The organism is Pasteurella pantherarum, from assembly GCF_049670885.1.
In the GTDB taxonomy this organism is placed as follows: domain Bacteria; phylum Pseudomonadota; class Gammaproteobacteria; order Enterobacterales; family Pasteurellaceae; genus Pasteurella.
Genome location: NZ_CP187173.1, coordinates 713,933 through 727,195 on the forward strand (window position 1 = coordinate 713,933; position 13,263 = coordinate 727,195).

Here is a 13,263-nt window from a genome sequence, read left to right on the forward strand (position 1 = left end):
GGGAAGATGATGATTCAAAAACCAACCTTATGGCAAATTCCACAGCCCACAGAAGCCGATTTTCAGCATTTAAACGAAAAAGAAACCGCACTTATTGAACGTATTCAAACCATTGCGGCGAACCAAAAAAATGCCAAATTTGCCAGCAGTCTTGCGGTGGAAGATATGGTGATTACCGATGTGATTGCCAAAACCAAAGCCAATATTGCGGTGTTTACCCTTGAAACGGGGCGTTTAAATCCGGAAACCTTGGCGTTAGTGGAAAAGGTCAAAAACACCTATCCCGAATTAAAATTGGCGTTATTCCATCCGAATCCCGATGCGGTGGCGAAATATGATAATGAAAAAGGGAAATTTGCCTTTTACGAAAGTGTCGAGCTTCGCCGTGAATGTTGTCACATTTGTAAAATTGATCCCCTTAATCGTGCTTTACAAGATGCAGACTGTTGGTTAACGGGACAACGTCGTGAACAATCTGTCACTCGCACCGCCTTACCTTTCCATGAACAAGATGAAGGTCGTGGCATTGCGAAATACAACCCGATTTTCGATTGGTCTGAAATGGATGTATGGGCGTATATCTTGAAATATCACATTCCTTATAACGAACTGTATAAACAAGGTTACCCGAGCATTGGTTGTGCACCTTGCACTCGCCCCGTGAAAGCCGAAGAAGACATTCGAGCTGGTCGTTGGTGGTGGGAAAACAAAGACAGCAAAGAATGTGGATTACACAAATAAGAAGAAACGAAAAATAAAAAAGTGAACTAACGAATTTCAATATTACGAAGGAAAATCAATATGACAACACAACAGCAAATTGAAACAGGTCATCTCGATTGGTTGGAAGCGGAATCAATCTATATTATTCGTGAAGTGGTGGCTGAATGTAGTAAGCCCGCACTGTTGTTTTCTGGGGGGAAAGATAGTGTCGTCTTACTGGCATTGGCTCGCAAAGCGTTCCAATTAGAAGGACGTGATCTCGTGCTGCCTTTCCCATTAGTCCATATTGATACTGGGCATAATTACCCTGAAGTGATTCAATTTCGTGATGAACAAGTCAAAAAATTAAATGCCAATTTGATTGTGGGACACGTGGAAGATTCCATTAACAAAGGCACCGTTGTGTTACGCAAAGAAACGGATTCACGCAATGCGGCACAAGCGGTGACCTTACTTGAAACCATTGAAGCACAAGGGTTTGATGCCTTAATGGGGGGGGCACGCCGTGATGAGGAAAAAGCCCGTGCGAAAGAACGTATTTTTTCTTTCCGTGATGAATTTGGGCAATGGGATCCTAAAGCACAACGCCCAGAATTATGGTCGCTTTACAACGGGAAATTGCACAAAGGGGAAAATATGCGGGTTTTCCCAATTTCAAACTGGACAGAATTGGATATTTGGCAATATATCGAACGTGAAAAACTGGAATTACCGTCCATTTATTATGCCCATCAACGTGAAGTGGTGGAACGTAACGGCTTGCTTGTGCCTGTTACCCCTTTAACCCCAAAACAGCCTCATGAAGAAAGTACCATTCGTTCAGTACGTTTCCGCACCGTGGGGGATATTAGTTGTACGTGTCCAGTGGCAAGCACGGCAGCTACGCCAAGTGACATTATTAAAGAAACGGCAGTGGCAGACATTTCAGAACGGAGTGCCACTCGAATGGACGATCGTGCCAGTGAGGCGGCAATGGAACAGCGTAAAAAACAAGGCTATTTTTAGGCTGTTTATGACTGCCTTTGTTTCAAAAGCAAAGCAACAAATCAGAGAACAAGTACCGCATTGGCGTGCTAGCAACACAGGCGGATAAGAAATACCGCTCGAAAGAAGGATGATAAAATGAGCAAGATTAACCAATATGCCCCACTTCGTTTCATTACTGCAGGCAGTGTAGATGATGGCAAAAGCACCTTAATTGGTCGTTTACTGTATGACAGCAAAGCCCTGTTAAGTGATCAATTATTGAATTTAGATAAATCGAAAAATAATGGTGAAGTCATTGATTTTTCTATTTTAACTGATGGGTTAGAAGCCGAACGTGAGCAAGGCATCACCATTGATGTGGCATATCGTTATTTTTCGACGGCAAAACGTAAATTTATTATTGCCGATACCCCAGGACACGAACAATATACCCGTAATATGGTGACAGGGGCATCCACAGCACATGCCGCCATTGTCTTAATTGATGCGTCACAATTAGATTTCAACCAAGATGAAGTCGCATTATTACCACAAACGAAACGACATTCTGCGATCCTCAAACATTTGCGTTGTCCACATATCATTGTCGCCATTAATAAAATGGATCTTCTTGATTTTGATGAACAAAAATTTAACGCCATTCGTGCCGCCTATCGCAAACTGGCGACACAACTTGGCTTAGAAGACGTGCAATTTGTGCCAGTTTCCGCCTTACAAGGGGATAATATTGTGCATAAAAGTGACCGCACTTTATGGTATCAAGGCGAGCCTTTACTCAGCATTTTGGAACATTTACCTACAGACGATAATCAATCCGAACAAGCACAGGATTTCCATTTCCCCGTGCAGTTTGTATTGCGTTTAGATCAGGATAAAGCCGATGATTTTCGAGGTTATCAAGGACGGATTGAATCTGGTGAAATTCGGGTTGGAACCAAAGTGCGTATTGAACCAACGGGGCTAGAAAGCACGGTGACAGAAATTTATTCACCGAATGGGCTGGTTCAATATGCCAGCGTGGGGGAACAAGTCACCCTTCGTCTTGCTGATGATATTGATATTTCTCGTGGGGATACCTTGCTAGCAGCCAATTCGCCAACTGTTTCTCGTAAAGGATTCACCGCAACCATTTGTTGGTTTGACAAGCTTGCCTTAAACCCTGCTCGTAAATATTTGTTGAAACAAGGCACTCAAACGGTATTTGCCAAGGTGAGTGAAATTAAACAAATTCTTGATTTAAAAACTTTGCTTAATGATAGCGAAGCCGAACAAGTCAAAATGAATGATATTGCCCAAATCGAGTTCAATTTACAAAAACCGATCACGGCGACCACTTATGCACAAAACAAAGCAACAGGTGCTTTTATTTTGATTGATGAAGCGACTTATCACACCGTGGCAGGTGGAATGATTTTAGACAGCTAGGCTGTTTCACGGATTTTTGCTTTGTACAAGCACCTTTTAAGCATATTCATGCACGGCATTTGAAATTAAAAAACATCATTGTGGGGAAAATAACAATATGTCAACTACAACATTACCTTTAAGTCCTGAAGCATTGCAATTGCTATCAGGCTTAACGCAAACCCAATTGGCATGGCTTTCGGGCTATGCATGGGCAAAATCACAAAATGGGGCTGAAAGTGCGGTCGGTTTGACGGCAGTTTCTGCGGCAAGTTCTGCGGTCGTAGAGCCATTAAAAGTCACGGTGCTGTCAGGTTCGCAAACGGGCAATGCAAAAGGCGTTGCCGATCAGGTGGCGGAACGTTTAAAAGCCGAAGGGATTCATGTGGTTCGTACCGAACTCAAGGATTATAAAGCAAAAAACATTGCCGATGAAAAACTGCTGTTGTTAGTCACCTCAACTCAGGGTGAAGGCGAACCGCCTGAAGAAGGGGTGGTGTTGTTTAAGTTATTAAACGGGAAAAAAGCCCCTAAATTAGATCAACTGGCATTTTCAGTGTTGGGCTTAGGGGACAGTTCTTATCCGAATTTTTGCCAAGCAGGAAAAGATTTTGATCAACGTTTAAGCGAATTAGGGGGCAAACGATTATTAGATGTTGCCCTTGCAGATTTAGATTTCAGTGCCACAGCAAATAAATGGGTCGATGATATTGTGGCGATCCTGAAAGAAAAAGCCGCCAGTGCGGTAGTCAATACCGCATCTGCCCAAGCAACAACAGCAACGGTTGCCAATGCCCCTTCAAAATACAATAAAGAAAATCCGTTTGCTGCTAGCTTAATCACGAATCAACGTTTAACCGACAAACAAGCAGAAAAAGATGTTCGTCATTTAGAATTTGATTTGTCAGGTTCAGGGTTGCAATACCAAGCTGGTGATGTATTAGGTGTGTATTTTGAAAATGACCCCGAGTTAGTCGCAGAAATTTTAGCGGCTGTTGGGGTGAATGCGGATGAGACTATCGAGCTGAATGGAAAACGTCTATCCGTTTCTACCGCACTTCAAACAGAATTAGAACTGACACAAAACACTCCCGCTTTTGTTAAAGCTTATGCGGCATTCGCAAATCAAGACGCATTGAATGCCATTGTGGCGGAAAGTGAGCAATTAGCCCATTTTGTCGCCACCACACCGATTGTTGATGTGTTTAATGCCTATCCAAGCTCATTAACAGCAACCCAATTAGTCAGTTTATTCCGACCTATTACGCCACGTTTATACTCTATCTCATCCAGTGCCGCAGAAGTGGGAGAAGAAGTGCATTTAAGTGTTGGGGTGGTACGTTATGAACATCAAGGCAAAGTGCGTTCAGGTGGGGCATCAAGCTACTTGGCGGATCGGGTGGAAGAAGATGGCAAAGTCCGTGTCTTTGTTGAACATAATGATAATTTCCGTTTACCGCAAGACCCAAGCAAGCCGATTATTATGATCGGTTCTGGTACAGGGGTTGCCCCATTCCGTGCTTTTGTACAGCAACGTGCCGCCGATCAAGCCGAAGGGAAAAACTGGTTGATTTTCGGTAATCAACATTTTGCACTGGATTTCTTATACCAAACCGAATGGCAACAGTTTGCCAAAGACGGCTTCTTACACAAATACAGCTTTGCGTGGTCAAGAGATCAAGCGGAAAAAATCTATGTACAAGATAAGATCCGTGAAAATGCGGCAGAAATCTGGCAATGGATTCAAGAGGGTGCACATTTGTATGTTTGCGGTGATGCCTCCAGAATGGCAAAAGATGTGGATAAAGCGTTACTGGATGTCATCGCCACACAAGGCAACTTCACCCCAGATGATGCTGAAGAATATTTAGACCATTTACGTGAAGAAAAACGTTACCAGCGTGATGTGTACTAAGTCTATTTGTTACTTTCTTTGCATTGCCAAAGAAAGTAACCAAAGAAGGGCGTAATAGGTTGGGATTTAAGCCGTTTTTTTAGAAAAGGAAATAAGAGCTAGAGAGGTTTTTTAAATAATTGGCTCAAAGAAAAGAATAAGGGCAAATATGGGGATTCTGGAGAAGGGGATCATTGGTTTGTTAGATTTTTTACAGAGTGAAGTGCGGTTAAAAATTGAGGTGTTTTAACCGTGTTTATTCAAGACATCGGAGTGATATATGACAGAGAAAATTCAAAAAGGCTTAGAATGGAAAGCGTTGCCACTTTCTGATAATGAACGCTTGAAAGAGGAAAGTAACTTCCTGCGTGGCACCATTTTAGAGGATTTAGAAGATGGTTTAACTGGTGGGTTTAAAGGGGATAATTTCCAACTTATTCGCTTCCACGGTATGTATGAACAAGATGATCGTGATATTCGAGCAGAACGATTAGAGCAAAAACTTGAGCCGCATAAATTTATGTTATTGCGTTGCCGTTTGCCTGGGGGGATTATTAAGCCCTATCAATGGATTGAAATTGATAAATTTGCACGGGAAAACAGCTATTATCGCTCAATTCGTTTAACCAACCGCCAAACCTTCCAATATCACGGTGTGCCTAAAACGAAATTGCAGGATATGCATCGCTTATTGCATCGCATTGGTTTAGATTCCATTGCCACCGCATCGGATATGAACCGTAATGTACTTTGTACTTCAAATCCTATTGAAAGCGAGCTTCACCAAGAAGCCTATGAATGGGCGAAGAAAATTTCTGAGCATTTATTACCTCGTACAAATGGCTATGTGGATGTGTGGATTGATGGCAAAAAATCCCTCAGTTCAGAAAGCTTTTTAGGGCAAGAAAATGAACCGATTTTAGGTAAAACCTATTTACCTCGAAAATATAAAACCACCGTGTCTATTCCACCACTCAATGATGTGGATGTGTTCGGTAATGATATGAACTTTGTGGCTATTACTGACGAACAGGGAAAATTAGCTGGCTTTAATGTGCTAGTGGGGGGCGGCTTGTCCATGGAACATGGCAATACCACCACTTATCCGCACGTTGCCTTAGAGCTTGGTTATATTCCTACGGAACAGGTGTTGAGTGCCGCCGAAGCCATTGTGACGACACAGCGTGATTTCGGTAATCGTGCAGATCGTAAACACGCACGCACACGTTATACGATTCAAGCGATGGGATTAGACGGATTTAAAGCCGAAGTGGAACGTCGCATGTGCTTCCCATTTGAAGCCACCCGCCCTTATCAATTTACTGAACGAGGCGATCGCCTTGGTTGGGTTAAGGGGATCGATAATAACTGGCATTTAACCTTATTTGTGGAAAATGGCCGCTTAACCGATAACGATCCTGCTCGTCCTTTAATGACGGGCATGTTAGAAATTGCGAAAGTCCATCAAGGGGATTTCCGTATTACTGCGAATCAAAATATTATTATTGCAGGGGTACCAGAAGATCAAAAAGAGGTGATCGAACAGTTAGCTCGTCAATATGGCTTATTGGATCCGATCACGAAACAACGTGAATATTCCATGTCTTGCGTGTCCTTGCCAACCTGCCCATTGGCAATGGCGGAAGCGGAACGGATTTTGCCTGACTTTATCACCGAAATTGAACAGCTTTTAGCAAAACACGGTGTGCCTGAAGAATACATCATTACCCGTATTACAGGTTGCCCGAATGGTTGTGGCCGTGCAATGTTGTCGGAAATTGGCTTAGTGGGGAAAGCGATTGGACGTTACAATTTGCATATTGGTGGTGATCGTGCAGGTTATCGCATTCCTCGTTTATATCAGGAAAATAAAACCTTGCCTGAAATTCTAGCAGAAATTGATAAACTCATTGCACGCTGGGCGACAGAACGCCATGAGAAAGAAGATTTTGGCGATTTTGTGATCCGTGCAGGCATTATTAAACCTGTGTTAAATGCCCCTGTGGATTTCTGGAATGCCGAGGCGATTCCCGTGGCACAAGCATAACCAAGGCTTGGTTTAATACAACATAATCGAAACGCCATGAAAAACCGCACATTGTGTTGATACAAAGTGCGGTTATTTTTTGCTAAGTTTTTACCCTTGATGATCTTTTTAAATCGGCATATTTATTTAACAGACAAACAGATCGACATTTCTTCCCCTTGTTGAAGTGGACGTGATAAGCGAGCACTTTCCAGACAGACCATGGTTTGATAGCCCGCTTCGGTCATATCGCTGGTTGGGTTATGCCATGGATTCCAAAGCACTGCTTCTGTTGCATCACGATGATCAATCTCAATACGGCGTTGTCTCACAGGATCCAAAATCGTATTTTGAGGCTGGGTGAGCTGATAAGTGCAATCAACATATGCTTGGATCTGACGAGGGGACGACACGTTTTCTTGCTCTTTGCTGCGGTTATTCGTGCAAAGGGTTGGTAAACCTTGCACTTCAATTTGTTGAATATCGCCAATATTAAAATAGCTATGAAATGCCACTTGTGCAGGTTCTTCTCCGTAATGTTTAAAAATCAGTTCGCATTGTTCATTGAAAAGGATCGTCAGTGTCGCTTCAATGAGATGATTCTCATCAAACAAACTTAACACCAATTTGACGTTCTTCTCATCAATTTGATAATCGCTTAAGTGCCAAAGACGAAGACGTGCCGTGCCATGTGATGGGCTTTTTACCGCCCCAAACCAAGGATAGCAAATCGGAATGCCCCCACGAATGGCATGACCTAATTGAAATGGTTCGATTTCACTTAGCCATAACACATCGTGTTTAGCCGCTTTCGGTTGCCAATGTAATAACTGAGCCCCTTGTAGTGAAATGCATGCCGTACCCACTTGATGCTGTAATGAGATAGCTGGAATTTGGTTGTATTGCACTAAACGGAGTGAAGGGGCAAGTTGTTTGATCAATTGAGGTTGAGTTGAATGAGTCATAAGTCCTCCCAATACTGTTTTTTTATTCAGTGTGTTATTTAGTGGTGGCATAAAATCTGATACACTATGCCGCAATTTTTATATGAATCTGAAAAATAATGGCGAATATTGATAAAATAATCAAGGTGTTTTCTGAACAAGGCACATTAAGTCAACATATTACAGGGTTTCGTCCCCGTGCTGAGCAGTTGGATATGGCGAAAGCAGTGGGACATGCCATTAACAACAAATCTGCATTAGTTGTCGAAGCGGGCACAGGCACAGGCAAAACCTTTGCCTATCTTGCACCAGCGTTATTAGCAAAGAAAAAAATCATTGTTTCCACAGGTTCGAAAAATCTTCAAGATCAGCTCTTTAAACGAGATCTGCCCGCCATAAAAAAAGCATTAAATTACACGGGCAAAATAGCCTTATTAAAAGGGCGTTCAAATTATTTGTGTTTAGAACGTTTAGATCAGTTAATTGCCGAAGGGGTATTAGGGGATCGTTCTGTATTGGCGGAGTTATCGCGTGTGCGTACATGGCTCAACGCCACCAAAACAGGGGATTTAACAGAATGTGTCACATTAGCGGAAGACAGCCCTTTGTTGCCTCAATTAGTCAGCACCACTGACAATTGTTTAGGTACAGATTGCCCCCGCTATGGTGATTGTTATGTGGCTGCCGCCCGTAAGCGAGCATTAAATGCGGATTTAGTGGTGGTCAATCACCACTTATTTTTTGCCGATATTGCCGTGAAAGAGACAGGATTCGGTGAACTCATTCCACAAGCTGACGTGGTGATTTTTGATGAAGCACATCAGTTAGCGGATATTGCCAGCCAATATTTTGGTCAGTCAATGACTTCTCGCCAATTGTTTGACATTTGCAAAGACATCAATATCGCCTATCGTACCGAAGTGAAAGATATGAACCAACTGGGTGTGGCATCGGATCAATTATTAAAAAGTGTTCAAGATTTTCGCTTATTATTCGGTGAAGGCAATATGCGAGGGAATTGGCGAGAATTGTTGGCTCAACCTCAAGTGAAAAAAGGCTTTGAGCATTTGCGAGATAAACTCGATTTTGTTGCGGAAGTGATTAAGCTAGTGCTTGGACGTTCACAAACCTTAGACAATATTTTTGAGCGAATTGAAGCGACAAAAATCCTGTTAACCCGTTTATCGGACACGGCGATCATGGGGCATTGCTATTGGTATGAAACCTTTGGTCGCCAATTTGGTTTGCACATTACCCCTTTAACGGTCGCAGATAAATTTGGTGAAGAAATGCAAAAACGGCAGGCAGCATGGATTTTTACTTCCGCAACCTTAGAAGTGGGGGGCAATTTCGATCATTTCTGCCAACGCTTAGGGATTCAGCATGCGGAACACAAAATTTTACCTAGTCCGTTTAATTATCCTGAACAAGCTTTATTATGTGTGCCTCGCTATTTGCCGAGCAGCAATCAAGTGCACACCATGAAACAGTTAGCACAAATGCTCTTGCCTGTGATTGAAGCCAATAAGGGGCGCTGTTTTATGCTTTGCACCTCTTATATGATGATGCGAGGGTTGGCAGAATATTTTCGTGAACACAGTTCATTATCCGTATTATTGCAAGGGGAAACCTCTAAAACCAAATTGCTTGAACAATTTATTGCTCAAGAACACGCCGTTTTAGTGGCAACGTCCAGTTTTTGGGAAGGCATTGATGTGCGTGGTGATGCCTTATCATTAGTGATCATTGATAAATTACCCTTTACCTCACCAGATGAACCTTTATTAAAAGCCCGCATTGAAGATTGCAAATTACAAGGGGGCGAGCCGTTTAATGATATTCAGATACCTGAAGCCGTCATTACCCTGAAACAAGGCGTAGGACGCTTGATCCGAGATGTTACCGATCGGGGGGCTGTGATTATTTGTGATAGCCGATTGGTGATGCGTGCATATGGGCAAACCTTTCTAAAAAGCTTACCGAATGCAAAACGTACCCGTGATTTGAACAAAGTGATACAATTTTTGACTAAAATAAATAATGGATAATAAACATGAATAATGTAACTTTATTAGCCTTAGATACGTCAACAGAAGCCTGTTCTGTGGCGTTGCTTTACCGAGGTGAAAAAACCGTTTTAAATGAATTGGCACAGCGTACGCATACGCAACGTATTTTACCGATGGTGGATACCATTTTGGCACAATCGGGCATTGCTTTAAAACAGGTTGACGCACTTGTCTTTGGACGAGGCCCTGGCAGTTTTACTGGCGTCAGAGTGGGGGCAGGCATTGCACAAGGTTTAGCATTAGGGGCGGATTTGCCCGTCATTCCCATTTCCAATTTAACGGCGATGGCACAAGCAGCATATGAACAATTGGGTCAGGAACAAGTGCTTTGTGCCATTGATGCACGCATGAATGAAGTGTACTTTTCTCAATTAAAAGCCCAAAAGGTGCGGTTAAATTCTCAACAGTTTTTGGAGTGGCAGCCCGTGATTGAGGAACAGGTCGCCAGCCCAGACAAGGTATTAATCCAATTGTCCAATTTAGAAGGCGATTGGAAAACAGTGGGAACAGGTTGGGCGGCTTATCCCGCCTTTTCACCTTTGATGGCTCATCGCCAAACGGATATTTTGTTGCCTTCTGCACAATATATGCTGTCATTAGCCTTACCCAAATGGCAGCAACAAAAAACCATCAATGCATTAGACATTGAACCGATTTATTTACGTAATGAGGTCACTTGGCAAAAGTTACCGGGTCGTGAATAAGAAAAAACAGGCTAGTAACGGAGGTAAATGATGAAAAAATTCACCGCACTTTTCAGCGTATTATTACTCACAGGTTGTATTATGCCCCCTAAAGGATTAGAGCGAGATGATTTTACCTTGCAGCATTTAGATAAAATCCAAGCAGAAGATTACGCTTGCCAATGCAAGCAAGCCCGTTTAGGCGGGAAAGTGTTGTCTGCTCAGGCATTGCCTGGAAAAATGAAATTAGAAATATTGAGTTTGCCGTTGGTTTCCCTTTCTGCCAAACCCTTAATTTCCGCACAAACGAATGGGCGTTTTATTGTCTATCTTGAGGGCTTTATTGACCCTGAAAGCTTGAAAGATCAATACATTACTGTAAAAGGTAAACTCATAAAACAACAAAAAGGGAAAATTGATCAAGTGGATTATCTGTATCCCGTCATTGAAGCAAACCATTATAAAAAATGGCAATTGATAGAAGAATATTATTATGATCCTGATGAAATGGCAGATTGGCGAGAAAGTCTGCGTCGTGGCTGGGGCTATCCTTTCTGGCGACCTGAACCACGTTTGCGTTATGTGTTGTACTGAGACACTCACCACATTGAGCGGATAACCTCACCTTCCATGCCCATTTCCTTTTTCAGCATGTCATTAATGACGTGCTGATTATTTTCTATCCAAAAAAGGAAATGGGGCGTAAAAGTAAGGTACAACATATCGCACCGAGTTTATATTTCTAGTTAACAGCCCATCAGTATTTAAGTTATAATTTTTCGCTAAATTTTATAGAAAGAGAAGAAGGATATCGAATGGAAAAGCCTTGGTTTAAAAATTATCCAGAAGATTCAGCGTGTGAACTTGAGCCTTCAAAATATGAATCACTTCTTGATATGTTTGATAATGCCGTGCGTACACATCCAGACCGTGCGGCCTATATCAATATGGGGCAATATTTAACGTTTCGTAAGTTAGAAGAACGTAGCCGTGCTTTTGCAGCCTATTTGCAAAATGAACTTAAACTTGAACGCGGTGATCGTGTGGCATTAATGATGCCAAATTTATTGCAATATCCCATAGCCTTATTTGGGATATTGCGTGCAGGTATGGTGGTTGTGAATGTCAATCCATTATATACCCCTCGTGAACTGGAACATCAATTACAAGACAGTGGGGCAAAAGCCATTGTTGTGGTGTCGAATTTCGCCTCAACCTTAGAAAAAGTGGTCTTTAATACAGACGTGAAGCACGTGATTTTGACCCGAATGGGCGATCAGCTTTCTTTTGGTAAACGAACTTTGGTGAATTTCGTCGTCAAATATGTCAAAAAATTAGTCCCAAAATATAAATTACCGCACGCCGTCACTTTTCGTGAAGTCTTGAGTGTCGGTAAATATCGCCAATATGTTCGCCCACAAGTGGAACGTGATGATCTGGCGTTTTTACAATACACAGGGGGAACAACGGGCGTTGCAAAAGGTGCAATGCTTTCTCATGGCAATATTATTGTCAATGTCTTCCAAGCGAATTGGATTGCTGAACCCTTTGTCGGCGATCGTTCAAGAGAACGTAGAGCGATCATTGCCTTACCTCTCTATCATGTTTTTGCATTAACCGTGAACTGCTTACTCTTTATTGAATTAGGGATCACGGGCGTATTAATTACCAATCCTCGAGATATAGATGGGTTTATCAAAGAATTAAAAAAACACCGCTTTATTGCCATTACAGGGGTAAACACCTTATTTAATGCCTTATTAAATAACGAAAACTTCAAAGAAGTGGATTTCTCCTCCTTAAAACTATCCGTAGGGGGGGGCATGTCGATTCAACAATCTGTGGCGACACGTTGGCATGAAACCACAGGTTGCAACATTATTGAAGGCTATGGCATGACAGAATGTTCCCCTTTGATTGCGGCTTGCCCAATTAATATGGAAAAACATAATGGCAGTATCGGCGTTCCTGTTCCTAATACAGATATTCGCATTCTCCGCGAAGATGGGATGGAGGCAGAGCTTGGCGAACCTGGTGAACTTTGGGTGAAAGGGGAGCAAGTAATGAAAGGCTATTGGCAACGCCCAGAAGCCACCGCAGAAGTCTTAAAAGACGGCTGGATGGCAACAGGGGATATCGTGGTGATGGATGACAATCATTATTTGCGTATCGTGGATCGCAAAAAAGACATGATCTTAGTATCAGGATTTAACGTCTATCCAAATGAAGTGGAAGATGTCGTGATGCTCAATTATAAAGTCGCTGAAGTGGTCGCAATTGGTGTTCCACACGAAGTGTCAGGTGAAACCATCAAAGTTTTCGTTGTGAAAAAAGACGATAGCCTCACAAGAGATGAACTACGTAAGCATTGTCGCCAACATTTAACGGGATACAAAATTCCAAAAGATATTGAATTCCGTGATGAATTACCAAAAAGCAATGTAGGTAAAATCTTACGCCGTGTTTTGCGTGATGAAGAACTGGCAAAACGCCTTGCTGATGATTAATTATTCATTCATTTCATTTTATTGGG

General features: G+C 42.3%; 10 protein-coding genes. 9 read left to right on the forward strand and 1 reads right to left on the reverse strand.

Annotation, left to right across the window (positions count from 1 at the left end):
* The first annotated feature begins 6 nt into the window (after positions 1-6).
* The 5 genes from ACPEEM_RS03340 (at position 7) to cysI (ending at position 7,055) form a co-directional block, all read left to right on the forward strand.
* The gene (locus tag ACPEEM_RS03340) at positions 7-741 is read left to right on the forward strand and encodes a phosphoadenylyl-sulfate reductase (RefSeq protein WP_424405941.1); all 735 of its coding nucleotides are present in this window, start codon (positions 7-9) and stop codon (positions 739-741) included.
* 60 nt (positions 742-801) lie between these two features.
* Positions 802-1,728, forward strand: coding sequence for a sulfate adenylyltransferase subunit CysD (gene cysD / locus ACPEEM_RS03345; protein ID WP_424405939.1), 927 nt, complete (start codon positions 802-804; stop codon positions 1,726-1,728).
* Positions 1,729-1,845: 117 nt separating this feature from the next.
* Complete coding sequence (locus ACPEEM_RS03350; RefSeq protein WP_424403549.1) at positions 1,846-3,135, forward strand: sulfate adenylyltransferase subunit 1; 1,290 nt, start codon at positions 1,846-1,848, stop codon at positions 3,133-3,135.
* A 97-nt stretch (positions 3,136-3,232) separates the two neighbouring features.
* Positions 3,233-5,029: an assimilatory sulfite reductase (NADPH) flavoprotein subunit gene (locus tag ACPEEM_RS03355; protein ID WP_424407713.1), complete on the forward strand. Its 1,797-nt coding sequence runs from the start codon at positions 3,233-3,235 to the stop codon at positions 5,027-5,029.
* A gap of 259 nt (positions 5,030-5,288) precedes the next feature.
* Entirely contained in the window at positions 5,289-7,055 is a 1,767-nt protein-coding gene (cysI, locus tag ACPEEM_RS03360; protein ID WP_424403545.1) for an assimilatory sulfite reductase (NADPH) hemoprotein subunit, read from the forward strand.
* Between the two features lie 122 nt (positions 7,056-7,177).
* Here cysI and ACPEEM_RS03365 read toward each other — a convergent pair whose 3' ends face one another.
* Positions 7,178-7,999, reverse strand: a complete 822-nt coding sequence (locus ACPEEM_RS03365; RefSeq protein WP_424407715.1) for a D-hexose-6-phosphate mutarotase — start codon at positions 7,997-7,999, stop codon at positions 7,178-7,180.
* A gap of 98 nt (positions 8,000-8,097) precedes the next feature.
* On the opposite strand from ACPEEM_RS03365, the gene ACPEEM_RS03370 reads away from it, so the two are divergent.
* From ACPEEM_RS03370 to fadD, 4 genes are all read left to right on the forward strand, one after another.
* Complete coding sequence (locus ACPEEM_RS03370) at positions 8,098-10,026, forward strand: ATP-dependent DNA helicase (protein WP_424403540.1); 1,929 nt, start codon at positions 8,098-8,100, stop codon at positions 10,024-10,026.
* Between the two features lie 5 nt (positions 10,027-10,031).
* Positions 10,032-10,751 carry a tRNA (adenosine(37)-N6)-threonylcarbamoyltransferase complex dimerization subunit type 1 TsaB gene (gene tsaB, locus ACPEEM_RS03375; protein ID WP_424407717.1) on the forward strand — a complete coding sequence of 240 codons (720 nt, stop codon included), beginning with the start codon at positions 10,032-10,034 and terminating at the stop codon, positions 10,749-10,751.
* A gap of 30 nt (positions 10,752-10,781) precedes the next feature.
* A complete protein-coding gene (locus ACPEEM_RS03380; protein WP_424404019.1) occupies positions 10,782-11,324 on the forward strand; it encodes a Slp family lipoprotein in 543 nt (180 codons plus the stop codon).
* Between the two features lie 221 nt (positions 11,325-11,545).
* Entirely contained in the window at positions 11,546-13,237 is a 1,692-nt protein-coding gene (gene fadD / locus ACPEEM_RS03385) for a long-chain-fatty-acid--CoA ligase FadD (protein WP_424403536.1), read from the forward strand.
* Positions 13,238-13,263: the final 26 nt, after the last annotated feature.

Excerpts from the sequence above, each read along its gene's own strand:
- ACPEEM_RS03340 (WP_424405941.1), top strand. The coding sequence starts at position 7 with ATGATGATTCAAAAACCAACCTTATGGCAAATTCCACAGCCCACAGAA.
- cysD (WP_424405939.1), top strand. The coding sequence starts at position 802 with ATGACAACACAACAGCAAATTGAAACAGGTCATCTCGATTGGTTGGAA.
- ACPEEM_RS03350 (WP_424403549.1), top strand. The coding sequence starts at position 1,846 with ATGAGCAAGATTAACCAATATGCCCCACTTCGTTTCATTACTGCAGGC.
- ACPEEM_RS03355 (WP_424407713.1), top strand. The coding sequence starts at position 3,233 with ATGTCAACTACAACATTACCTTTAAGTCCTGAAGCATTGCAATTGCTA.
- cysI (WP_424403545.1), top strand. The coding sequence starts at position 5,289 with ATGACAGAGAAAATTCAAAAAGGCTTAGAATGGAAAGCGTTGCCACTT.
- ACPEEM_RS03365 (WP_424407715.1), bottom strand. The coding sequence starts at position 7,999 with ATGACTCATTCAACTCAACCTCAATTGATCAAACAACTTGCCCCTTCA.
- ACPEEM_RS03370 (WP_424403540.1), top strand. The coding sequence starts at position 8,098 with ATGGCGAATATTGATAAAATAATCAAGGTGTTTTCTGAACAAGGCACA.
- tsaB (WP_424407717.1), top strand. The coding sequence starts at position 10,032 with ATGAATAATGTAACTTTATTAGCCTTAGATACGTCAACAGAAGCCTGT.
- ACPEEM_RS03380 (WP_424404019.1), top strand. The coding sequence starts at position 10,782 with ATGAAAAAATTCACCGCACTTTTCAGCGTATTATTACTCACAGGTTGT.
- fadD (WP_424403536.1), top strand. The coding sequence starts at position 11,546 with ATGGAAAAGCCTTGGTTTAAAAATTATCCAGAAGATTCAGCGTGTGAA.